Annotated in this window: 19 protein-coding genes; 6 read left to right on the top strand and 13 right to left on the bottom strand. The window is 47.8% G+C overall.

Translation table 11 applies throughout. From position 1 onward, the window contains the following. Positions 1 to 74 precede the first annotated feature (74 nt). Positions 75 to 764 (bottom strand): aquaporin Z, encoded by a 690-nt coding sequence (aqpZ, locus tag G5S52_RS04635; RefSeq protein WP_369700103.1) that lies wholly within the window; start codon positions 762 to 764, stop codon positions 75 to 77. A gap of 333 nt (positions 765 to 1,097) precedes the next feature. Between aqpZ and G5S52_RS04630 the strand changes: the two genes are divergently transcribed. Further along, the gene (locus tag G5S52_RS04630) at positions 1,098 to 1,253 is read left to right on the top strand and encodes a hypothetical protein (protein WP_002534997.1); all 156 of its coding nucleotides are present in this window, start codon (positions 1,098 to 1,100) and stop codon (positions 1,251 to 1,253) included. A gap of 84 nt (positions 1,254 to 1,337) precedes the next feature. Here the strand turns inward: G5S52_RS04630 and G5S52_RS04625 are convergent, their stop codons facing one another. The 5 genes from G5S52_RS04625 to G5S52_RS04605 form a co-directional block, all read right to left on the bottom strand. Next, a complete protein-coding gene (locus tag G5S52_RS04625) occupies positions 1,338 to 3,620 on the bottom strand; it encodes a YgiQ family radical SAM protein (RefSeq protein ID WP_165011986.1) in 2,283 nt (760 codons plus the stop codon). 136 nt (positions 3,621 to 3,756) lie between these two features. After that, complete coding sequence (locus tag G5S52_RS04620; RefSeq protein WP_165011985.1) at positions 3,757 to 5,730, bottom strand: EAL domain-containing protein; 1,974 nt, start codon at positions 5,728 to 5,730, stop codon at positions 3,757 to 3,759. Positions 5,731 to 6,670: 940 nt separating this feature from the next. Then, a complete protein-coding gene (locus G5S52_RS04615) occupies positions 6,671 to 7,660 on the bottom strand; it encodes a DUF2860 domain-containing protein (RefSeq protein ID WP_165011984.1) in 990 nt (329 codons plus the stop codon). A gap of 163 nt (positions 7,661 to 7,823) precedes the next feature. Beyond that, positions 7,824 to 8,357 carry a DUF6942 family protein gene (locus tag G5S52_RS04610; protein WP_165011983.1) on the bottom strand — a complete coding sequence of 178 codons (534 nt, stop codon included), beginning with the start codon at positions 8,355 to 8,357 and terminating at the stop codon, positions 7,824 to 7,826. 9 nt (positions 8,358 to 8,366) lie between these two features. Beyond that, positions 8,367 to 9,236, bottom strand: a complete 870-nt coding sequence (locus G5S52_RS04605; RefSeq protein WP_165011982.1) for a LysR family transcriptional regulator — start codon at positions 9,234 to 9,236, stop codon at positions 8,367 to 8,369. 142 nt (positions 9,237 to 9,378) lie between these two features. On the opposite strand from G5S52_RS04605, the gene G5S52_RS04600 reads away from it, so the two are divergent. Beyond that, positions 9,379 to 10,578, top strand: a complete 1,200-nt coding sequence (locus G5S52_RS04600) for an MFS transporter (protein WP_165011981.1) — start codon at positions 9,379 to 9,381, stop codon at positions 10,576 to 10,578. 19 nt (positions 10,579 to 10,597) lie between these two features. Here the strand turns inward: G5S52_RS04600 and G5S52_RS04595 are convergent, their stop codons facing one another. Further along, positions 10,598 to 11,770, bottom strand: a complete 1,173-nt coding sequence (locus G5S52_RS04595; protein WP_165011980.1) for a GGDEF domain-containing protein — start codon at positions 11,768 to 11,770, stop codon at positions 10,598 to 10,600. Positions 11,771 to 12,066: 296 nt separating this feature from the next. Between G5S52_RS04595 and G5S52_RS04590 the strand changes: the two genes are divergently transcribed. After that, positions 12,067 to 12,741, top strand: a complete 675-nt coding sequence (locus tag G5S52_RS04590; RefSeq protein WP_165011979.1) for an HI_1241 family integral membrane domain — start codon at positions 12,067 to 12,069, stop codon at positions 12,739 to 12,741. 131 nt (positions 12,742 to 12,872) lie between these two features. Further along, positions 12,873 to 13,067 carry a DUF4250 domain-containing protein gene (locus tag G5S52_RS04585; RefSeq protein ID WP_002535009.1) on the top strand — a complete coding sequence of 65 codons (195 nt, stop codon included), beginning with the start codon at positions 12,873 to 12,875 and terminating at the stop codon, positions 13,065 to 13,067. 25 nt (positions 13,068 to 13,092) lie between these two features. On the opposite strand, the gene metR is transcribed toward G5S52_RS04585, so the two are convergent. Further along, complete coding sequence (metR, locus tag G5S52_RS04580; RefSeq protein ID WP_165011978.1) at positions 13,093 to 14,004, bottom strand: HTH-type transcriptional regulator MetR; 912 nt, start codon at positions 14,002 to 14,004, stop codon at positions 13,093 to 13,095. A 106-nt stretch (positions 14,005 to 14,110) separates the two neighbouring features. Here metR and metE point away from each other — a divergent pair, with 106 nt between their 5' ends. Continuing rightward, entirely contained in the window at positions 14,111 to 16,381 is a 2,271-nt protein-coding gene (gene metE / locus G5S52_RS04575) for a 5-methyltetrahydropteroyltriglutamate--homocysteine S-methyltransferase (protein ID WP_165011977.1), read from the top strand. Positions 16,382 to 16,582: 201 nt separating this feature from the next. Then, a complete protein-coding gene (locus tag G5S52_RS04570; RefSeq protein ID WP_368737449.1) occupies positions 16,583 to 18,148 on the top strand; it encodes a CHASE domain-containing protein in 1,566 nt (521 codons plus the stop codon). A gap of 40 nt (positions 18,149 to 18,188) precedes the next feature. On the opposite strand, the gene G5S52_RS04565 is transcribed toward G5S52_RS04570, so the two are convergent. From G5S52_RS04565 to G5S52_RS04545, 5 genes are all read right to left on the bottom strand, one after another. Beyond that, complete coding sequence (locus tag G5S52_RS04565; protein WP_002535015.1) at positions 18,189 to 18,635, bottom strand: META domain-containing protein; 447 nt, start codon at positions 18,633 to 18,635, stop codon at positions 18,189 to 18,191. 339 nt (positions 18,636 to 18,974) lie between these two features. After that, the gene (pstB, locus tag G5S52_RS04560; protein WP_235956105.1) at positions 18,975 to 19,739 is read right to left on the bottom strand and encodes a phosphate ABC transporter ATP-binding protein PstB; all 765 of its coding nucleotides are present in this window, start codon (positions 19,737 to 19,739) and stop codon (positions 18,975 to 18,977) included. Between the two features lie 35 nt (positions 19,740 to 19,774). Beyond that, positions 19,775 to 20,620: a phosphate ABC transporter permease PstA gene (gene pstA, locus G5S52_RS04555; protein WP_046305535.1), complete on the bottom strand. Its 846-nt coding sequence runs from the start codon at positions 20,618 to 20,620 to the stop codon at positions 19,775 to 19,777. A 5-nt stretch (positions 20,621 to 20,625) separates the two neighbouring features. Beyond that, complete coding sequence (gene pstC, locus G5S52_RS04550; protein WP_046305514.1) at positions 20,626 to 21,537, bottom strand: phosphate ABC transporter permease subunit PstC; 912 nt, start codon at positions 21,535 to 21,537, stop codon at positions 20,626 to 20,628. Between the two features lie 91 nt (positions 21,538 to 21,628). Then, positions 21,629 to 22,450 carry a phosphate ABC transporter substrate-binding protein gene (locus G5S52_RS04545; protein WP_165011974.1) on the bottom strand — a complete coding sequence of 274 codons (822 nt, stop codon included), beginning with the start codon at positions 22,448 to 22,450 and terminating at the stop codon, positions 21,629 to 21,631. Positions 22,451 to 22,609 lie beyond the last annotated feature (159 nt).

Here is a 22,609-nt window from a genome sequence, read left to right as displayed (position 1 = left end):
AACAGCCGAATCCAGCATTTTCAGGTTGTTTAGGTATAAAAGCCCCGAATTGTCGGGGCTTTTTCATGGAGTATTTAATCTTCGTTCGGACTCAGCCAGCGGTAAACCACACCGGCGATGAAAGCACCAATCAATGGGGCCACCCAGAACATCCAAAGTTGTGCCATTGCCCAGTCACCAACAAGCAGCGCAGGACCCGTGCTTCGTGCTGGGTTCACTGATGTGTTGGTGATTGGAATACTGATGAGGTGGATCAAAGTCAGGGCAAGACCAATCGCTAATCCTGCCATGCCTGGACTTGCCAGTTTGTGGGTCGCACCCATGATGACAATCAGGAACATAAAGGTCATCAGCACTTCGGTGATAAAGCCGGAGAGCATGTCATAGCCGCCTGGTGAATGGTCACCGTAGCCATTTGATGCCAAGCCACCCGCTAAATCAAAACCCGGTGCGCCGCTGGCAATAATGTAAACAACATACGCGCCGACAATACCGCCTGCGACCTGAACCAGCATATAGGGAATCAGCTCAGCGGTAGGAAAGCGTCCGCCGGCCCATAGGCCAAAGGATACGGCTGGGTTGAGGTGACAACCGGAAATATGGCCAATGGCGTAAGCCATGGTCACAACGGTTAAACCGAAGGCCAGCGCGACGCCCAAGAAGCCGATACCAAGTTCGGGAAAAGCGGCTGCGAATACAGCACTACCGCAACCCCCAAGCACCAACCAAAAGGTGCCAATAAATTCTGCTGTCAATTTCTTCAACATTTCACGATCTCCCTAGTTGTATTTAGGACGGCACGTGAGAAAACCGTACTCATGACTACCTTGCCATCTGAGTTATTTAGATCTGGGTACATGCTTAAAAGTAGCACTCTATGCTTTATTTAGAGTGTTATTCATAATTTGATACCCCAACGTGCCATCAAACGTACCTATGACCTGTATGCTGGTTCGAGTGTCACAATTCAGCGGCTTTAAGGGGGGGTAATTTACAATTGGGTAGTTGTTACGCTGGGAATCGATATGTGTTAGCTTTAAAAATCAAATGGATGGTTGTAAGAGACGATCTGAACTATCTCATTCAGAGGTATCAGAATGATTAAAATTGGATTTATTGTTGGCCTGATCATTATTGGCGTTTTGGTTGCCAAGTTCCTCGATGAAAAGTCCCAGAAGAAGTTTTTGATTGGCGCTGTTTCTACAGTCGCATTGGCTGTGGTGTTGCTGGTGATTTCAGAATTAATGCGTTAAACGTTATGCCCAAGCATCTTCAGGTCGCTTGGGTATAAACCGAATAAAAAAGCGAACCGGATGGTTCGCTTTTTTGTTAGGAATTTATCTCACCGCCTGACGGCTTCTGTTTCCAGCAGGGCGTTTCTTTCCACCTTGCGCTGGTTTACCGCCAGTATTTGAATGTGCTTTTGGCTTACCACCTTGTGGCGTTGCTTTGCCATTGGTTGGTTTCTTGCCCGCTGGTTTGCCGCTACGCTGGTTAGGCTTACGAATATCTGGCTGGTTCGGGTGTTTCGTTGCAAAGCGTTTAGCGCCATGACGACTTGAACCACGACGTTGTGCTGGTGTCATTTCCGCTTCTGTACCTTCGCGAGGCACCAGACAGCCCGGACGGTCACCAATCAGGTGGCGTTTGCCCATAGAGATCAACGCTTCACGCAGTAGAGGCCAGTTTGCTGGATCGTGGTAGCGCAGGAAGGCTTTATGCAGACGACGCTGGCGTTCACCTTTAGCGACGAACAAATCTTCACGCTTCTTATACTTCACGCGTTTCAGCGGGTTGGTTTCCGCATGGTACATCGCCGTTGCATTACACATCGGTGATGGGTAGAAGTTCTGTACCTGGTCACAACGGAAATCGTTTTCTTTCAGCCACAGTGCCAGATTCATCATGTCTTCGTCAGTACAGCCAGGGTGCGCTGCGATGAAGTAAGGGATCAGGTACTGTTTCTTACCCGCTTCTTTCGAGTATTTCTCGAACAGCTCTTTAAAGCGATCATAGGTGCCCATTCCCGGCTTCATCATCAGATCCAGTGTGCCTTTCTCTGTGTGCTCAGGCGCAATTTTCAGATAACCACCCACGTGGTGAGTGACCAACTCTTTCACGTACTCTGGTGATTCAATCGCCAGGTCATAACGAACACCGGATGCGATAACCACTTTCTTCACGCCTTCAAGCTCACGTGCTTCGCGGTAGAGGTCGATAGTGTGTTTGTGGTCAGTGTCCAGCTTTTCACAGATTTTAGGGAACACACAGGAAGGACGACGACAGTTCTTCTCTGCGCGTGGGTCTGAACAACCCAGACGGTACATGTTCGCGGTTGGGCCACCCAAGTCTGAAATCACGCCAGTAAAGCCCGGTACCTTTTCTTTGATTTCTTTGATCTCGTTAAGGATGGAATCCTTTGAACGGTTCTGGATGATGCGGCCTTCGTGCTCGGTAATCGAACAGAAAGAACAACCACCAAAACAACCACGCATGATGTTAACCGAGGTTTTGATCATCTCATACGCAGGGATTTTCGCATCGCCATAGCTAGGGTGAGGAACACGCGCAAACGGCAGACCGAATACATAGTCCATTTCTTCTGTTGTCAGAGGAATAGGCGGCGTGTTGACCCAAAGTTCACGCTCGCCGTGCTTTTGCACCAGCGCACGTGCGGAATAAGGGTTGGTTTCCAAATGCATCACGCGGCTTGCGTGCGCATACAGAATACGGTCATTCAGAAGTTTTTCGTAAGAAGGCAGACGAACGAAGCTATTTTCCGCATCGTGGCGGGAAGGACGCACCATCACAGGCTTCGGCGCTTCTTCTTTTACTTCGCTCTTGTCAGTCGCGCAGGCCGTTTCCGTTGCATACGGGTTTGGCATCACCATGGCTTTGCCCGGTTTGTCGATACGTGAGCTGTCGATTTCCTTCATATCTTCCGGCACTTTTTTCAGCATCACTGCGGTGCCAGGAATACGGGTCATATCCGCGATATTTTCGCCACGAGAAAGGCGGTGCGCCACATCAACCAGCGCTCGCTCGGCGTTACCGAACAATAAAATGTCAGCTTTAGCGTCGCACAGGACGGAACGACGAATTTTATCTGACCAGTAATCGTAATGCGCAAGACGACGAAGGCTGGCTTCGATACCGCCCAGTACGATAGGGGTGTCTTTGTATGCTTCTTTACAGCGTTGCGAGTAAACCAGTACGGCACGATCTGGACGTTTGCCGCCAGCATTACCTGCTGTGTAGGCGTCGTCATGGCGAGGTTTACGGTCAGCGGTGTAGCGGTTAATCATGGAGTCCATGTTACCGGCTGTTACACCAAAGAAGAGGTTTGGCTGGCCAAGTGCCATAAAGGCTTTCTTATCCTGCCATTCTGGCTGCGAGATAATGCCTACGCGGAAGCCTTGTGCCTCAAGCGTACGACCGATAACCGCCATACCAAAGCTAGGATGGTCGACATAGGCATCGCCGGTAACAATGATGATGTCACAGCTATCCCAGCCGAGCATGTCCATTTCTTCTCTGCTGGTAGGCAGAAAAGGAGCAGGACCAAAACACTCAGCCCAGTATTTCGGGTAATCGAAAATCGGAGTTACAGAATTGCGCATTTTTTAACCTCTTTCTCGCGAGGCGTGAATTATAGCGGCTTGCGCAGGTGAGAGCCAGATCGAATAAATCCGCAAATTTAAAAGGGATTTGCTTGAGCAACGTCCTTAAAGAATACCTTTGGGGATTGCTGGGAGCTTATGTCGCAACTTTCTGATAGGACTCGTGATCTTTGAATCGAGGTTTAAATCTATCAATATGATCAAAAGGAATCGCTCTCTCAAAATAAAAACCTTGGATGTACCTCACTCCCATCGTTTTCAATTTTAAATATTGGATGTCTTTCTCAACCCCTTCAGCCACGCAGTGGAGACCTAGGTCATTGCATAGGGAGAAAATGTTCTTACAAATGTGATAGCCCTTCTCTGATTCGATGTTGTCAATCAGAGACTTATCGATTTTTATTGTATTGATTGGCAGGAAGGTCAGCGTTTCAAATGAGCTGTAGCCAACGCCGAAATCGTCAAGTGAAATACCAAATCCGTTGTCATGAAGCCGCATAATATTGGCGATAGAGCTGGGGCTTTTGACAGAATCACGCTCAATAATTTCAAACTCGACACTCAGTCCTTTCAACTCTCTGATAATTAGCTCAATGGTTTTGTTATCGGTGAGCGTGTCAGGGTGAATGTTGACAGCGACTTTTGGCGTAAATCCTCCAAGACGCCAAATCTGGAAGTGTTTTCTCACTTCCTTGCATACCCACAGATCAATGACGCTTGCTAAACCTGCGAGTTCGAGAGATTCAAGGAAAAATGGGCCTGAGATGGTACCGTCGTCCCTCCTGATTCTGAGTAGGGCTTCGTAGGTACTGCAACGTCCTTCAATAATGTCTACTTTGGGTTGGTAGTGAACTTCGAGCTTATTTGAGCTGATGAACTTGATGATTTTGTCGACTTCTTGATTGGACTTGATGATTTTCGATTCCGCGGCATTGGACTTAATGCCTTCGTTTGACTCCATTAATTCAATCATCTCCAGATTGTTTTTCAGGTTTTCCAGATGATTGGAAGAAGACTGTGCCAGTGAATACCGTTTGATAAATGGTGCGTAAATGAAGGTGCCAGCAACGACGAGAAGGAGCTGCAACAATAGTGCTCCACCATGTCCATCGGTAGCGATGAAGGCGTTGATAAATATAGGGGTTATCCAGGAAACCTGATTGTTGACGAAGGAAATATTAAAAAAATCCACATAAAAGTAGGCGATAACAATGTTGAAAACAGGGATAAGAATAAACGGGGCAAGCAGGTACTTGTTGAGGACGATGGGCAGGCCGTAGACCAGTGTTTCATTGACGTTAAAGATCGCGAAAGGAAGAGAGATCTTTGACACCTTATTGATGTGCTTGCTCTTTGAGTAAATAAGTGCTGCAAAAATTAATGATAAACCTGACCCTGAGCCGCCATATATGACAAATACGTCATAAAAAGCTTTGTAGGAAATATCGTTGATGATGGGGGAAGAGAGGCTACCACTTGGCGCAATAATCGAGAGGGTGTTGGGGCCGTGGACCCCTAAAAACCAAAGAAACTGTGACGCAAGCGTTCTGAGCGTCATGATGGAAAAAAGATCTAAGTCCAGAAAGCCGAAACTGATATTGCTGGCAATGATTTCCAACCCTTTAACCATCAGTAAATAGGCCACAATCGAGACAAAATAAATAAGGATAAAAGATTTCAGGTGGAAGAAAACGTGGCTAAGTTGACCATTTGATAGCTTCAGGTCTTTTTCAAACTGAGGAAGGATGTTGAACAGCGCAACGGACACGATGGGTATGATAAGAACAAAAAAGGAGACGCCAGCATCATGAAGTAACCATTGAACCTTGTGTGCATTTATCATGGACTCAATGGTGATGAAAATCGCGAAGGATAAGGTGATGATAAATATATTGTTGATGTTATTACGTTTTGAAAAGTGGAACGCGATTGAAGTCATTAGTATGACGGGAAAGAAGTCGCTCATGTAACCGATGATTTTGGTGAGCACAATGCTGTTCAGATAGGGGGTGGTGAAATCCGTTAAGATCAGAAGTTGGTTAATAAGCACAATGATGGAAGATAAAACCAAGTAAGGAACGGTGCTTATAAATGACTCTTTAATGGCCATAAAAACACGTCTCTTCTCAATCTTTTTATGTTGTCCACGTTGTTTTCCCCAAAACAATTAAACCAATGAATCCTTTCCATGGAGCCGCTTACCAACTAATTGGCAGCGGATAGACTTAGCTTTGATTGTGATGTGTCATTAATGAAGTGAATATCGGATTATTTAACGGGTGTGAGTTGAAAGTGAGCCGTTTGTGTATGAATTATTTACACAATAAATTCATTGGTATTTGAAATGTTGGACAAATAGTCTGTGGCGAGATGTTGATGATATCGAATTGTACTAACGAGTTGGGCCTTGAGAGTGAAAAGGCGAAGATATTCAAGGCCCGGTTTGTTGTTAAGGCAATCGCGATACAGCGGCGATTAAAGGAAAACAGCGTCAATGTTCAATGAACCGTCACTTTCACGAGTGAATCAGGTTCTAACTCAATGTAAAAATTCCCTTTTTTCAATCCATCCAAATATTTCACGTATACCGACCCTTTAACTGGGCATTTTTTATGGTATTGCAGCTGGATTAGCTCACCGTGTTTGTTCATGCAAATCATACAAAGCTCCTCAACAAACTCTTTTAATTGCTTTTTGCACGCTAACAGTATCCATTCGTTTTTGTTTTAGACCTCTCGTTACTCTACGTCGTACTGTTATTTTCCTAAAGCAACCTACAGGCCAACTTTTTTAATTAGCACCTAAATAATCAAGATATCAATAGGTTAATCTTCTTCTTTTAACATAAAGGGCGGATGCCTAAGTTTGTTGTCTTTTCGCAAAATGATTTTCAGAATGCAAATACATAACCGGACTATTGGTGGGGTGAATTTCAGTTAATTCAAACATTTGCTTTAAAGATGGATTTGCTAGGATTTTCTGACACGAAAAGAAACGCCGTCTTAGCCAATAGCAAGACGGCGTCAATTTGAGCGTGTTTGAAGTGAAGTTTAGAAGCGGTAGGTCACGCCAACTGAACCAAAGAACTCACTGGCGTTGTAGAAGTCGATGTTTGAGTCAGTGTTGTTATAACCCGCCAGTGTGACAAACGAGAGCGGATGAACTTCGAAGAAATGTGCATATTCGTATGCCAGGAATGCGCTGAATTCTTGATCGTTTCTCACTTCGCCAAACACCGGATGCACGGCATCGTAATCGCGGTAATGGTATTTACCGGTCAGTACCACTTTGTTTCGGCCTGCAAAGCTGAAATAACTGAGTTCGCCACCGTAGGTTTGGTGTGACATGGCATCGCCGTCAGATTCATTTTTCATGTAAACGAATGCAGGTGAAATACCTAATCCGCGGCCAAGAAATTGGCGATAACTGACTTTGGAGTAGAAGGTGTCTCCGCTGCGATCCAGACTTTGTTGCTGGGCAGGCGAAAGCCCCAGTGTGCTGCCGCTTTGTTCAAGATCGACCTCAGTTTGGGCGTAGGCCAAATCGAGCGAGAGCATAGAGCCGCCAATGCGATTCAACTGGAGTCGGTAAGCGTCTCCGGATTTTTCCGTTTCACTTCTGGCAGCGCCCAGTGTGAAAGGGTCTGTCCACACATCTTCTGCGAGTACCGTTGGAAGGTATGACAAGGAAACCCGGGTGCCAGATTCAAGCTCTTGTTGGTAGCCAAGCTCCAGTGCAATGGTACCGATGGCGATATCTTCACGGGACGTACCGACGAAGATTTGCTTATCCAAGCTCTGACCAAAGGTAAATGCAACGCTACCCAACGCACCCACGATGGAGCTTGTCTCTTGCTCACCTTCGGAATTCAAAGGTGCGTTTTTAACCGCATTGCCGTTGGTTGAAAGATTAGAATTTGTTGATGTCGCGCCGGCAATAACGGAAATTTCACCACTCAATCCGCCTTTTTCAGCGAGACCTGCATGAGCAACAAACGGCAAAAGTGCAATGGCTGTAAGAAGAGGGGTCGTTGTTTTCATCGATTATTCTGTCCCTGAGGTGTTGTGCGGTGCATGGATAACTCAACAACCTGAGTCTTGCGTCGTAAGGTTGTTTGATTATGTTAACAGACTGGGAAACTTAAAAAACAATTTAATATCTATAAGTTACGAATAACAAATACGGAATACCGGTCAGTAAAGATCACCTCTGTGAACCTTCAATTAGCCCAACAAGCCGTTCAATTTTCAAGTTTGATAGTTGGCGATAGTCAAAATATGGGCAAATAAAAATAGGCAAGGTGGCATGTTTGGCAAATTCATTATCCAGCCAGACACATTGTTCAGAGAGACCCAATTTCAGGGCATGTGTTCTCCCAGCAACAATATGGATACCGCCTTGTCTCGCGTTTCGCTCGACATCCCAATCTCCGAACAGAAGTGACGTTCCGCTTTGATATTGCAAAAGCGCTTGGTCTCTGAAATCTTGCCAGCTTGAGAAGCCGCTCGGTTTAAATGGGGAACTCTCTGGAAAAGTGAACAACAACTTGGCGTAGACATTGAAGACTTTTCGCCAACCATTACCGCCTATATTGCCAAGGGATTTAATGTCACCTTCTTGAAGGGCTTTAACGTGGCCGCTTTCCGGAGCCTCTCCCCATAATTCTTCTGATGGCGGCGCTTTTTCAACATAGACATGGAGGTTTGCGCTGCTGTCGCCAAAGGCATAGTGACTCACTTTGATTTCCTATTTGTTATTCTGGACAAAGTCGATAAAGGCGCGGTCGGCCAAGGAAAGGTAGCCATGTTTACGCCACGCCATCGCAATGTCCAGTGTGACTGGTTCTTCAAAAGGAATGGGTATCAACCCCGGTTCGTGTTCTGTCACCATTTCCAGCAGTGCCGTGATGGCAAATCCATGCCGGACGATATTGAGGATCATGGCTAACAGGTTCGTTTCGAACGACAGATGCAGTGAGATTTTATGGCTGGCACAAATTCGATCGACAAATTCGCGGTGAAAGTACCCTTTCTTGAACATCACCAACTCTTCATTAAAGAATTCATGAAAGCTGATCGACTCGCGCTCTGCCAACGGATGGTCAGTTGAAGTGACCGCCACCATTTGCGAGGAAATCAGATGAGTGGTTTCCAGGGCTGACGGAACATCTTGATTGTGTATCACCCCAATATCTAAGTCGCCATCTAATAACATCTGACGAATGGATTGTGTTCCGGCTTCCACCACGCTGAGCTTGAGGTCTGGGTAGCGGCTTTTGAAGCCCATCAGAATCGAAGGGAAGAAGTAAGAACCCAGCATGCCAGGAACGCCGACGCGAACTTCTCCCTTTTGCAGACCGCGCAGCTCTGCCATCGCAGTGTTGGCGTCTTTAACCTGTTGAAGCACCCGATGAGCATGGGGTAATAGAATTTCACCCTCGTGGGTTAAATGAACCTGACGCTCATTACGGTCAAACAAAGGCAGGCCAATACTCTGCTCCAGCTTTTTGATGGCGATACTCAGTGCGGGTTGCGCAATATTGAGTTGCCTTGCGGCACGTGTGAAATTCTGTTGTTCTGCAACGCAGACGAAGTAGCGTAACTGACGAATATCCATTTCGATTCCTATCGATCCCGCATAGAAAGAGGTGAGTAGGTATAAATAAAAGATCTTACTTCTATATATTTAATATACTTCTTTTATCATGAGGGCGTTGCTAAATTCACTGTATATCCAGAGATAAACAGTGAATAACATCATGATTGAATTACAGACACCCGCCTATCGAAAAGCTGCCTTTGCCTTGTCATTTGGCTCTTTTCTTGTGTTCTGTAATCTCTATCTGTTTCAACCCTTGTTGCCTGTTTTTGCCAATGCGTTTGAAGTGACAGCCACTAAGGCGAATTGGTTGCTGGCATCATCCACTTTGGGTTTGTCTGTCAGCTTGATTCCATGGGCGGTGATATCAGAAAAAATCGGTCGACGACCTGTGATGCTGTTCAGTCTGGTGTTGATGCCTTTAGTGGGCGTGTTATCGCTTCTGATTGAATCCTTTTGGGGCTTGGTTGCTATTCGGGGGTTAATGGGTATTGCGCTGGCTGGTTATGCGGCTGTTGCTGTTGCTTATATGGCGGATGAATTCAGTCCGACTGCTTTGGTGGTTGCAGTGGGGGCCTATATCAGTGCCAACTCTTTAGGTGGCATTTTTGGACGCCTTTCCGGCGGTATGTTGGCTGACTTCTATGGATGGCAAGGGGCAGTGGCTGCCATGGCGACATTCACTGTCTTGGGGATGGCATTGGTGTATTGTCTGCTGCCTCCTCAGCGTCAGTTTGTGCCTTCAAACGATTCCTTTTTCAAACAATTCAGAATGGTAGGTAGGCACATCAGAAATCCGATTTTGTGGATGGCGATGGTTATCGGCGGCATCAACTTTGCCGTGTTCGTGAATATTTACTCTGTGACCACGTTTCGTCTGCTTGCCGCGCCTTTCAACCTCCCGGTTAGTATCGCTTCCGCCATTTTTATCTGTTATCTGGCGGGAACCCTAACTTCGAGATTGAGCGGCCGCTGGGCAAACCGATATTCACCCATTTCGGGCATGACGTTTGGTACCTTGGTGACATTAACGGGTGTTCTGATTGCCAATATTGAGCATCAGGCTGCGGTGGTAATTGGTTTACTTGTGGTCAGTGGCGGTGCGTTTTTCACTCATTCACTGGCTTATGGTTGGGTTAGTCGTCAAGCGCGGCAAGGAAAAGCGACTGCAACGGCATTGTATCTGGTTCATTACTACGTGGGTGGTAGTCTCGGCGGGTTCTATCTTGTTGGGTGTTGGGAAATCGGAGGTTGGCACGCTGTGACGCTTGGTGCTTTGTCACTCGCGTTCGCAAACATTATTTTGATTCAACTGCTTGGTGCCAAAAACAAAAAGGTCCCTGTTCAGGAACCTTGTTAATGTAAGTTGGACAGCACTGTCAGTTGACCAATTCCAACCACGGGCGCTTCATGCCATCTTCGACCGCTTCGTTCACCTGATCAAACGTGCTGCTCTGATCACGGCCAGCATTCTTTGCTTGATAGAGCGCGAGGTCTGCCTGTTCGAGAATCTTGGAGAGGTCATCATCTTTACACAGGCTGGTGCTGATCCCGATTGAGGTGGTGACTTTCAAAGGTTCGGGAAAGCCGTCGACCTTGATACCCATATCGCGAACTCTTGTCATGATACGGTCAGCCACCAACTGCGCGTTGTCTGCACTGCAACGTGGTAGGAACAAAATGAACTCTTCACCGCCAAACCGACCAAAAATATCGCTCTTACGTTGGGTTTCCTGTACGGCTTGGGTGAATGCCTGAAGCACCATGTCACCCGCGTGATGCCCATATCTGTCATTGACGCGCTTGAACCTGTCTAAATCCATCAGAAGCACGGAGTAGGGGCGTGATTTTGTACGGGTGTTTTCGAAATCCCGACGGGCAAGCGTCAACAGCATGCGGCGGTTGTAGACACCTGTTAGCGGGTCGAGCGTGGCGTGACGGTAGAGTCTTAGCATCATGTGAAGCTTTGAGGTCTGTGCCCAAATTACCAGGAAGCCAACCACGGTTTGCAACCAATATAGCCCCAGCGTTTCGAAAGAGAGTAACGCGCCACTTTGCACATCGACATATATTTGTGAAACCGCCGTCATCAGCATGACACTGACAGATTCTTTCACCGTTAAGGGAAGAATAGTCAGGATCACCACGTACACGAATGGCAGTAGGTTATAACAGTAACTGAAAGCATCAATACTATGTGGGTAGCCCAGAATATGGTTTGCCAGTACGTAAAACATGTTGAGGCTGAACACCAGCGCAAATATGCCATTTCTACAGGCGCTTAATGTGCTGCGCAGACTGGTCATCCAACCAATAAATATCAACACGGCAGATAGCTTCAGTCTCAGGATGGCTATGGAGCCAGCAGCGTCTTCAAGAAGTATCGCGTCAATGGGGATCCAAAGCAGACAGAGCGCCGCCCAAATATAGCAAAGCGCCATAATGCGGGTGCGAAGGTAAGTGGCGCGCGTTGTGTTGAACGCTGCAGCATGTGTTCGGTCAGTCAGCAGCTCTAACACTTGGGTTTTGTACTGTGATAAGGACAATTCCATATCCCGCACTTGTCATCCTGTTAGTTGAAGTCATCAATACACCTAGGCTTTTTTACTCTTCACTAGGCCATTTTTTTGAAGCGTGTTCACACTTGTAACTTTGATATAAAAACAGTTACATATCCGTGCGACTGATTGCAAAATAATCGTTAATAACTGTGAGCGTCTCAACGTTGTTACACACTTTTTGTGTGGTTTTAGACCGAAAAAATCTGAAGATGCTTCATTCAGAACATTTGGGTATATCGCTTTTAATCGGTATATAATCGGTGCTCAATTGATCTGGGTAAGAAAAGATGTACGAAATTTTTAGCGCAGTGACGCTTGCGGGTGTGCTGGGAGCACAAGCTGTTTTAACCTTAGTCCTGCTGAAAGGGGACATTTGTCCGGGACAGCGTGGGCGTTTACACAAAGCTTTCTGGTTCTTGGTTGTTGGCTGGGCGCTAACCGTTCCTTTCTCGCCATTTTCAGCGCTGCCTTTTATTACCCTCGGCATTTTCTCGCTGCGCTCTAAATCAGGCAAAACACGTCAAACGGGACCCGTGCCGTTATTGCATCTTTCAAATGCCTTTGGCGTGCTGGCACTTTTGATGGTCAGTGTTGAGCAGGGCGTGATCACCACGTTATTGATGATATCGCAGGTACTTCTGGTAGGGGCAATCACCGCACACTGTTTGCTGGTTAGAGCGCGTTCTCGTCTGCAGGCGTTCCACCGTATTTTGCCCGTGATTGGCGTTGTCGCAGTGATGTTGACCGCCGTGACACTGGCTGTGGCAAGCATGATGTTGGAGCCGGAAGCGGCTCAATCGCTGGTGTCGACAGTCGTAATCAGCCTAGGTCTGGCGATTGCCGGTGTCATTGTGTGGACTTCCCACTTAGTTCGACAGACCACCCCTCATCTGGCACAGCTTTGTGTCACCTTGCTGGTGATCGGGTGCGCATCCGGTGTGGCTTTGTCGAGCGTTATCTAGCCGTTTCAGGAATCCCTGTCTCAGCAGCAATAAAAAGGCACGTGAAGTGCCTTTTTTGTTGTTTGATTCACACTGGCAGGACGGCAGCCGAACTATGCTTTAAGTATGTGTCCGCGTGTAGGATTGCCATCATGGAAATACATAACCTTGATCACCTCGATAGCGCCATCATGTATGGCATCGTGAATGAAAAGCTTCGTCTTGAATGTTCTTCACTGGATGATTTGGCGTCGCAATTCGACCTGGATTTACAAGAGTTCCAGGCCAAAATCGACGCCATGGGGTGCTATTACGATCCACTGGTGAACCAGCTTCGTCAAAAATAGCCCCTAAGGTCAACAGACCCACAAGTTACACGCGCTTAATGCCTTCCAAGTGTGTGTGGCATTGGTTACGGGCGGTGGAAAAGAAAGCTTGAAGGTACGGACGCTGTGCCTCCTGGTTTCTGACCGCCGCAAATAAGCGTCGCCATAATCCCTTCCCTAAAGGTCTGTCTACAACCAAGCCTTGTCGAGAAAATTCGCTGATTGCCCAATTAGGAAGTGCTGCTACACCAAGGCCTGCGGTCACCATTTGGATAAGCATTAAGGTGTTGTCAGCCGATTTGAAGTGCGCGGGCTCGATACCTGCGGGTTGCAGGAAATGCTTAATCACATCCATTCGCTGACGCTGAACCGGATAGGTCAGCAAGGTTTCGTTAGCCAAGTCTTCCGGCTCAATGGACTTTTTACTCGCCAATGGGTGGTTGTCAGCCAGCACTAAACGCATCTCGAAATCAAACAACGCTTCGTAATGAATTTCGCTGCGAGGCGCAATGTCAGAAGTGATCACCAAATCCAGTTCACCACCGGCCAGCGCTGGTAATGGTTCGAAGCCAAACCCTGAAGAGAAATCCAGTGTGACCAAGGGCCAGCTGATTTTGTACTCTTTTAGTGCTGGCATCAGCCATTGGAAACAGGAATGGCACTCGATAGCCATGTGCAGGCGTCCTTGCGCGTCTTCCTTCAAAGCGGCCAACTCAGTTTCTGCTTGAGCGAGTCTTGGCAGCACATTATCCGCCAGTTTCAGAAGTACCTGACCTTCAGCGGTAAAGCGCACAGGGCGGGTTTTACGAAGAAACAGAGGCGCGCCGATACGCTGTTCTAAGTCCTTCAACTGATGACTCAACGCGGATTGAGTCAAGCACAATTGTGTGGCGGTTGAGGTCAATGAGCCCGTGTCTCTGAGTACCGCCAACGTACGTAAGTGTTTCACTTCTAGCATGAATTTTTCTCAACATCCGTTTGAGTAATTTGAGTTTGTTTTATGCACTCTAATGAATCAATGTGGACATGTAAACATCTGGACGGCTAAAAATAAGGAAAGAGTCATGACCACAACGCATATTCTTGGTTACCCTCGCATCGGTAACAAACGCGAACTGAAATTTGCACTCGAACAATACTGGCAAGGTGAAATCAATCAACAAGGATTGCTGGATGTTGGCGCGACAATTCGCCATCACAACTGGCAGGTACAAAAGGACGCGGGCCTTTCTTTTGTCACTGTCGGTGATTTCGCTTGGTACGATCAGGTGCTACAAACCAGCCTGACTTTAGGCCATATCCCGAAACGTCATCGCAGCGGCCATCCAGATTTGGATACTTTGTTTCGTATTGCCCGCGGGAAAGCACCGACAGGATGCAGTTGCGCGGCATCAGACATGACGAAATGGTTTAACACCAATTACCACTATATCGTTCCTGAATTCACCAAGGATGATGAGTTTAACCTGAGCTGGAACCAAATTTTCGATGAGGTTAACGAAGCGCAAAAGGCGGGTCACACTGTTAAGCCAGTCATTCTGGGACCCATCTCTTACCTCTATTTAGGCAAAGAAAAAGAGGCCGGTTTTAATCGCTTAGACCTGCTGCCACGTCTGCTTTCTGTTTACCAACAAATCTTTGCCAAATTCAAAGCACAAGGCGTTGAATGGGTGCAGATTGATGAGCCTATTCTGGCATTAGAGCTGCCTGAGTCTTGGCGAAAAGCCTATAAACTCGCGTATCAGGTGATTGCAGGTGATGTGAAGCTGTTGCTGACAACTTACTTTGAATCTGTAGAGCAGCAGCTAGACATTATTTCCGACCTGAAAGTGAATGGCCTTCATATCGATTTGAGTGTGGCGCCACAACAGCTCAATGCCGTCATCAACCAGGTGCCGCAAGACTGGATCATCTCTTTAGGAGCCATCAACGGCCGGAATGTGTGGAAGGCGAACTTGAATACCTGGCTTAATTCGCTGTCTCCTATGGTTGAAAAGCTGGGAGACAGGGCGTGGGTTTCGACAAGCTGCTCGTTGCTGCACACACCGGTAGATTTAGATCAGGAAACTGATCTCGATCCGGAAGTGCAATCCTGGCTGGCTTTCGCCAAGCAGAAAACCCACGAAGTGACTTTGCTTGCTGACGCTCTGAATGGTCACGAGTCTGCCATTGCAAAATGTCGTGAATACAGTGCGGCCATTGAAGCCAGAGCGACGAGCACGCGGGTGAACAAACCTGATGTACAGGCACGTGTAAACGGAATAACGGCAGCATTGGCTGAGCGTGAAGAGAATTACGTGGAACGCGCCAAAGCACAGCAGGCGGCCCTGAATCTTCCCCTGTTCCCAACTACCACCATCGGTTCTTTCCCGCAAACCGGCGAAATTCGCCAACAGCGTCGTGGCTATAAAACCGGAACCCTTTCCGAGACGGAATACGTCGCGGCAATGCAAGAACACATCAAAGATGCCATTGAGCGTCAGGAAAAACTGGGGCTGGATGTCTTGGTTCACGGAGAGCCTGAACGGAACGACATGGTGGAATACTTTGCCGAAAATCTCGATGGCTTCGCAGCGACACGATTTGGTTGGGTACAAAGTTATGGTTCGCGTTGCGTGAAACCAGCGGTGATCGTTGGCGATATTTCCCGTGAATCACCGATCACTGTTGAATGGGCGGCCTACGCACAGTCATTATCAGAAAAAACCGTCAAAGGCATGCTGACAGGACCGGTGACGATTCTGGGTTGGACGTTCCCACGCGAAGATCTTTCACGTCAGCAAATTGCAGAGCAAATCGCACTGGCCTTGCGTGATGAAGTTGCGGATCTCCAAACGGCGGGTATCAAAATCATTCAAATTGATGAGCCCGCTATCCGTGAAGGGATGCCGCTGAAAGCCAGTGAGTGGCAAACCTATCTGGACTGGGCGGTCAACGCGTTTAAGATCTCAGCCTCCAGTGCGGTGTCTGACACCCAAATTCACACCCACATGTGTTACAGCGAATTCAACGACATCATTGAATCTGTGGCGGCGCTGGATGCTGATGTCATCACCATCGAAACCTCTCGTTCTGACATGGAGTTGCTTGGGGCATTTGAAGACTTTGCGTATCCAAATGAAATTGGTCCTGGCGTTTACGACATACATTCACCAAACATTCCTTCAGTGGAAAGCATCGTGGGATTGCTAGAAAAAGCGCGCAAAACCATTCCGGATGAACGTTTGTGGGTCAATCCAGACTGTGGCTTGAAAACCCGCAACTGGACGGAAGTAGAAGTGGCATTGACTAACCTGGTAGAAGCGGCGAAAACGTTGCGCTCTGCTACACAGTAGAAAAATTTACGGAACGTTAACAAACAGCCCGGGTCTTTTTAAAGGTCCGGGCGTTATTGTATTTCAACGTGCGGTTACGCTGTATCGACTGCCCAATGCTGGCGGGATCTAAGATTATGTCCAACAATTAGTTAACATATTGAAAAGGGCAATGAAGGGATGGCGAAGCGGGTTTTATATTCAACGATACTTACAGTCTTTGTGGGGCTGTTTTTTTCGTTCCTGGCCGCCATGTCTCTTTACCAGTCTGAACAGCAATCAATCGAGCATGAAATTCAGAAAGATGTCGAGAATGCGGCGCTCTCTCTCGGGCGCGAGTTAAACATCGGCATTGAGCTCATGTACGCCCTCCGAAATCAATTGCTGATGAATGAGGACATCAATGAAAACGCCTTCATCAATCTTTCCCAAGTCGTAATGGACAGACACCCCAATATCCACGCAATGGAGTGGGCGGAAGTGGTCAACGAAAATGACCGTGAACTCTATGAAGCAGAAGCGGCATTAGAATTCGCTTTGTTTGAGATTGTCGAGCTCAGTGAAGAGGGTAATCTGGTGTCTGCGGTAAGTCGCAGCCGCTACTTTCCTGTTCGTTATGTTCATCCTTACGAAAACAACCAAAATGTCATGGGCTTCGATCTTGCTTCCCGCCCGTTAATGAAAGATGCACTGGAAATGAGCTGGTATCGTGGTGTCCCCATCGCTACGCCAGCGATTCGCTTGAAGCGCGAGTTTGAAGATCACAGCGCATTTCTAATGCTGTTACCGGTGTTTTTTGGCGATCCGGAGACGGATGCCGACAGGGAGGAAGCACTGCGCGGCTTTTTAGTGGCACTGTTTGATGTCTCCGATATTTTTGATCTGGCCATTAACAACACAGTGAAAGAGTCGATCAACCTTGAGTTGGTGGACAAAGGGCTTTCTGAGCAAAGCGGTGTGATTTACAGCAACGTGGTTGATTTGGCCCAACCGCCCGTTGAAGCGCTGCGTTATGAGTCTGAACCTATCTTCTTTGCCGGAAGGGAATGGTTGTTGCGAGGCACGCCATCGGCGTCTTATGTTCATTCCCGGATGAGTATTGTTCCGCATCTGATTTTCTTTATCGGCGTACTGATTTTCTCTTTACTTGCTTATCTTCTCTACATGCTGCAATACCGTGCGATGACGATTCAAAGACGGGTCGACGAAAAAACGCGGGAACTTCGTGATGCGAACAAGAAACTGGAAAAGCTTTCTAAAAGTGATGGTCTGACGGGGTATTACAACCGGGATTACTTCAAATTGATTGTGGAAGCCGAAGTGCGACGAAGTCAGCGAGACAATCTGTTTATCAGTCTGATGATCATCGAAATCGATCAAATGTCTAAGTACAACACTAAACATGGCAGGGTAGCGGGAGATAAGGCTATCCGGCTGATTGGCGCTGCGATATCAGATACCCTCAAGCGCCCTGGTGATTTGCTGGCACGTTACAGCGGTGAAACCTTTGCTGTTCTTTTGCCCAACACAAAGGACGGTGCGCCAATGGCGGAAGCCTGTATTGAAGCGGTGCAGAAGCTGAGATTGCCTTTTGACAAAGAGGAAGGCCCGGCAATCATATCGATTTCTATCGGTGGTGTGACTGTTCAGGAAGCGAAGTCTCTCGATGCAGCGAAAGTATTGGCTTACGGAGAGGTGGCGCTGGGTAAGGTTGTTGCCGAAGGCAGGGGAACATATAACTGGGTGTATGTGCCAGAAACAATTCAGCCTCCCGGAGGAGGCTGTTAGAAACACCTGAAGTTAGGTGTCCTCATCACTTCGTGTGGGTTTAGTTTACCCAATCACGCAGTTGGAAAGTCAGAACGTGCTCGCCGTTTTCGAGAACCAGTGTCTGTTTGGTCAGCGTGACATCACTCCAATCGCTCAGTACATTGGTCATCACACCCTCCAGCTTCATCGCAGGCTCAGGACACGCCATCATGGTGCTAGCCATTTTGTCGATGCGGAATTTGCTGCCTTTCAGCTCACCTTGACCGAAGTAACGGTTACAGCCGCCATGGCCGTTTGCTGTGAATGACTCACCAATTTCTAAGCTTGGTGCTGCAAAACCTTCTGGCAGGCTCAGTGGTTGACCATCAACGCTTTCCAAAACCCAGTTGTGGTGCTGCATGTTTGCTTGAGACACTTCCATTGCGTCACCTTTGCCTGAAGTGCTGGTTGCACAGCCTGCCAGAATTGCAGGAGCGACCAGCATTGCGATTGCCATCTTTTTCATTATTAACTCCAGATTGATCTCTGAGTGTTTCTACATTTCGTCACGTAGAGACAGCGCCTGATTGGCTTGGTTCAATGATTATTATGAATCTTAGTCGCTTAGCAAGTCAGAAATCTGTCAATTTGGTATTAAATTGCGGAACTTGGACAGGGTTTGTTCGTTTTAAGAATTGTCTCAACGATTTGTTAACCGAAATGACGATATTTTATAAATATCAGTCATTTATATTGGGCTGGTTTTTAGCGAAGAAATAAAAAAGCCCCCGGGAGACGGGGGCAAAATAATCCATCGCGATTGTTATAGTAGTAATGAGAAGCTCTTGTACTGAACGGTTGGTTTTTAACCAAAATCACCGTTCACATAACCACGGGTACGATCGTCACGTGGGTTGGCAAACAGGTTGGCAGTTTCATCATGTTCCACCAATTCGCCCATCAGGAAGAAGGCGGTGCGGTCTGAAATACGACGTGCCTGTTGCATAGAGTGCGTCACGATGACGATGGTGTAGTTCTTCTTGAGCTCTTCCATCAAATCTTCGATTTTCTTGGTGGCGATCGGATCAAGTGCAGAAGTCGGTTCGTCCATCAGAATCACTTCTGGCTCCATGGCAATGGTACGGGCGATACACAGACGTTGCTGCTGGCCGCCAGACAGACCGAAAGCGTGAGATTTCAGGCGATCTTTTACTTCATCCCAAAGCGCTGCACCTCGAAGACTTCTCTCTACCACTTCATCCAGCTTTTTCTTGTCAGTCACGCCTTGCGCACGCAGGCCATAAGCCACGTTGTCGTAGATACTCATTGGGAAAGGGTTTGGCTTTTGGAACACCATGCCCACCTTGATACGAAGGTTGGCGATGTCGATGTTACCGTAAACGTTCTCTCGGTCCATCTCCAAGCGACCGTTGATCTTAACCCCTTCAATCAGGTCATTCATGCGGTTCAGGCAACGTAGCAGGGTAGATTTACCGCAGCCTGAAGGACCTATCAGCGCCGTTACTTTCTTGCTCGGGATCGGCAGAGTGATGTCTTTCAGTGCGTGGTTAGCGCCGTTGTTATAAAACAGGTTCAGGTTTTCGATATCGAATTTGTTTGCTGTGTTCATTGCAGTTGCAGTCATCATTGTGTTCTCTCCCGGGCTCAATAAGTGGCTTTGCTAAATTTGCTGGCGATAATCTTGGTCAGCATGTTGATAAACAGCACGACAACAATCAGCACTGTCGCGGTGGCATACGCCTGGTTCCATTCATGAATGGTGTAGAGCTCCTGGGTTAATTTGTAGAGGTGTACGGTCAGTGTACGGCCTGAATCCAACACGCTTTCTGGGATACGTGCGACCATGCCTGCTGTCAGAAATACCGGTGCAGATTCGCCAATGACGCGACCTACACTCAAAATGATGGAAGTCACGATGCCTGGCATCGCACTAGGCAGAATCAGTTTCCAGATGGTGTATATCTTCGATGCGCCCAGACCATACGAGCCTTCTCGATAGGTTTGAGGCACCGCCATTAGCGCTTCCTCAGTAGTACGGATAATCACTGGCAGGATGAGAATGCTCAGCGTCAGTGCACCAGAGAGGATAGAGAAACCAAGGCCAAGCACGGCGACAAAGAATGTCATACCGAACAAGCCGAAAATGATAGACGGGATACCCGCCAGTGATTCAGTACAAAATCGAATCACTTTCACCAGACGACTTCCTACTTTTGCGTATTCGGTCAGGTAGATTGCCGTCATGATGCCGATAGGCGCCGCGATAGAGATAGATGCGATCACCATGTAGATGGTTGAAACAATCATCGGCCAGATACCTGATTGCTCACCAATACGGGTGTAATCGCTGGTAATGAATGACCAATCGACGTATTGCAGGCCATTACTCAGGATGTACCAGATAATCCAGAACAGGAAACCGACGGTCATCGCTGCTGCGGCCCAAACGGTAACCAGTGAAATTTTGTCTTTCATTTGACGGGTCAACATGGTCATTACCTCGCTTTTTCACGGTTAAGGTAAAGCAGGGATGCGTTCAGGATCATGATGAAGACCAGAAGGACGATACCTGTTGCGTAGAGAGCGCTGGCGTGGACACCTGATGCGTATGACATTTCCAGTGCGATGTTGGCGGTCAGGGTACGTGCTGATTCGAGCAGACCGTTGGGCATAGCAGGTGCATTACCCATCACCATGATAATGGCCATGGTCTCACCCAAAGCGCGGGCGATACCAAGGATGACGCCTGTCATGATGCCTGAACGTGCAGCAGGCACCAGCAATTTGAAAGTGGTGAACATCGGCGAAGCACCAAGTGCCAGAGAGCCTTCTTTATAGGCCTTTGGTACTGCGCGCAGCGACGTTTCGGAGACAGCGATAACCGTTGGCAGAATCATGACGGCAAGAACGATGATACCTGCCAGAAGTGTGTTACCCGCTGGAACGTTGAAGATGTCCTGAATCATTGGAACGATAATCACCAGACCGAAGAAGCCGTATACCACAGAAGGGATACCTGCCAAAAGTTCAACGGCTGGACGGATGATGTTTGCCAGCCATTTTGGTGCAACTTCAGCGATAAAAACGGCGGTTAAAACCGCGACTGGCACGCCGAGCGCAACAGCGCCTGCGGTTGATGCCAGCGACGCCACAATCATTGGCGCGATGCCGTAAAGGGCTGGTGGCAGCCATTCTGAGCCGGTGACGATACCGGTAACACCGGCCTCCTGGATAGCAGGGAGGCCTTCACGGAAAATAAAGAATCCGATAGTCGCGAGAGACAACACGCCCAGCGCTGCGGCTGTCAGGAATAGCGTGCGAAAGATGTCTTCACGCCAGTCTCGGCGTTTGCCTGTTCCCAGCTTACCTGCGGGGATTTGGATAGATTGTTCGGTTGCGATGGTCATAATTGCTGTCCTTTGTGTCACATGATGACAGTAGGGAAATGCTTAACTTCTTGAAAAAGCGGCCTGATGAAAACCATCAGGCCAAGGGGTATCACTTAACTGGCACGTAGCCTTGGTTTGAAACGATTTTCTGGCCTTCAGAAGAAACGACCCACTTCAGGAATTCATCTGCTGCTGGTGAAGGTTTGCCATTTTTGCTGAGAACCAGGAAAGGACGGGCTACTTTGTAATCGCCGGCTGCGACTGCTTCAGAAGTTGGCGCAACGCCGTTCACTTTGACGGCTTTCAGTGATTCATCGATCGAACCCAGAGAGATATAACCGATGGCGAATGGGTTGTTCGCGACGATGGTTTTGATCACGCCGTTACCGTTGCCTACCTGAGCGCGCTGCGAGATAGCAGAAACACTTATGCCGTTAACTTTGCGCTTCAGACCCATGATGTCTTCGAATGCGCCACGGGTGCCGGATGCTGTGTCACGGGTAACAACCACGATTGGCTTATTCTCGCCGCCAACCTGAGACCAGTTTTGCACTTCCCCGCGGTAGATTTTTGCGATGTCTTCGATAGTCAGATCGTCCAGCGTGTTTGCGTTGTTAACCACAACGGCGATGCCGTCACGCGCAATCACGGTTTCTTTCAGTGATGATTCTTTTTCTGAATCTTTCAATTCGCGGGATGCCATGCCGAACATTGACGTTCCGTTCTTAGCGGCTTTTACGCCAGCAGAAGAGCCTGTTCCCTGTACTTCGATAAAGGTGTTGTTGTTCTGTGTTTGGTAAGTCTCAGCCAAAACCTCCATCACTTCTGTTACAGACGTTGAGCCAGATACTGTGATGGTTTCTTGAGCGGTAGCAGTGTGAGCAACGAGTGCGCCAGCCATACAAAGTGCGGTGAATACTTTTGATTTCATTATAGATTTCCTTAATCGTTGCCTTTCTCGAAGGTCGTGTATGAGTCAACGATGGCAACTTTAGGTCTCTTTTATGACACTCATGTTTCAACAAAATTAAGCATTAATGACGAGACAGGGAGTTAGATATGAGTCGTATGGTTCAGTAGGCAGGCATGT

This window comes from Grimontia sedimenti (genome assembly GCF_011045095.1).
GTDB lineage: Bacteria > Pseudomonadota > Gammaproteobacteria > Enterobacterales > Vibrionaceae > Enterovibrio > Enterovibrio sedimenti.
The sequence above is the reverse complement of the archived record's forward strand: the minus strand, read 5'-3'. Positions and strand labels throughout refer to the sequence as shown.

What these genes read in the sequence shown, in the direction of transcription:
- pstB (WP_235956105.1), bottom strand. Translation starts at nt 19,739, where the DNA reads ATGAACACAGCAAACAAATTCGATATCGAAAACCTGAACCTGTTTTAT.
- G5S52_RS04625 (WP_165011986.1), bottom strand. Translation starts at nt 3,620, where the DNA reads ATGCGCAATTCTGTAACTCCGATTTTCGATTACCCGAAATACTGGGCT.
- G5S52_RS04590 (WP_165011979.1), top strand. Translation starts at nt 12,067, where the DNA reads ATGTACGAAATTTTTAGCGCAGTGACGCTTGCGGGTGTGCTGGGAGCA.
- G5S52_RS04600 (WP_165011981.1), top strand. Translation starts at nt 9,379, where the DNA reads ATGATTGAATTACAGACACCCGCCTATCGAAAAGCTGCCTTTGCCTTG.
- G5S52_RS04620 (WP_165011985.1), bottom strand. Translation starts at nt 5,730, where the DNA reads ATGGCCATTAAAGAGTCATTTATAAGCACCGTTCCTTACTTGGTTTTA.
- metE (WP_165011977.1), top strand. Translation starts at nt 14,111, where the DNA reads ATGACCACAACGCATATTCTTGGTTACCCTCGCATCGGTAACAAACGC.
- G5S52_RS04565 (WP_002535015.1), bottom strand. Translation starts at nt 18,635, where the DNA reads ATGAAAAAGATGGCAATCGCAATGCTGGTCGCTCCTGCAATTCTGGCA.
- G5S52_RS04595 (WP_165011980.1), bottom strand. Translation starts at nt 11,770, where the DNA reads ATGGAATTGTCCTTATCACAGTACAAAACCCAAGTGTTAGAGCTGCTG.
- G5S52_RS04545 (WP_165011974.1), bottom strand. Translation starts at nt 22,450, where the DNA reads ATGAAATCAAAAGTATTCACCGCACTTTGTATGGCTGGCGCACTCGTT.
- G5S52_RS04585 (WP_002535009.1), top strand. Translation starts at nt 12,873, where the DNA reads ATGGAAATACATAACCTTGATCACCTCGATAGCGCCATCATGTATGGC.
- pstC (WP_046305514.1), bottom strand. Translation starts at nt 21,537, where the DNA reads ATGACCATCGCAACCGAACAATCTATCCAAATCCCCGCAGGTAAGCTG.
- G5S52_RS04615 (WP_165011984.1), bottom strand. Translation starts at nt 7,660, where the DNA reads ATGAAAACAACGACCCCTCTTCTTACAGCCATTGCACTTTTGCCGTTT.
- G5S52_RS04605 (WP_165011982.1), bottom strand. Translation starts at nt 9,236, where the DNA reads ATGGATATTCGTCAGTTACGCTACTTCGTCTGCGTTGCAGAACAACAG.
- pstA (WP_046305535.1), bottom strand. Translation starts at nt 20,620, where the DNA reads ATGTTGACCCGTCAAATGAAAGACAAAATTTCACTGGTTACCGTTTGG.
- G5S52_RS04630 (WP_002534997.1), top strand. Translation starts at nt 1,098, where the DNA reads ATGATTAAAATTGGATTTATTGTTGGCCTGATCATTATTGGCGTTTTG.
- metR (WP_165011978.1), bottom strand. Translation starts at nt 14,004, where the DNA reads ATGCTAGAAGTGAAACACTTACGTACGTTGGCGGTACTCAGAGACACG.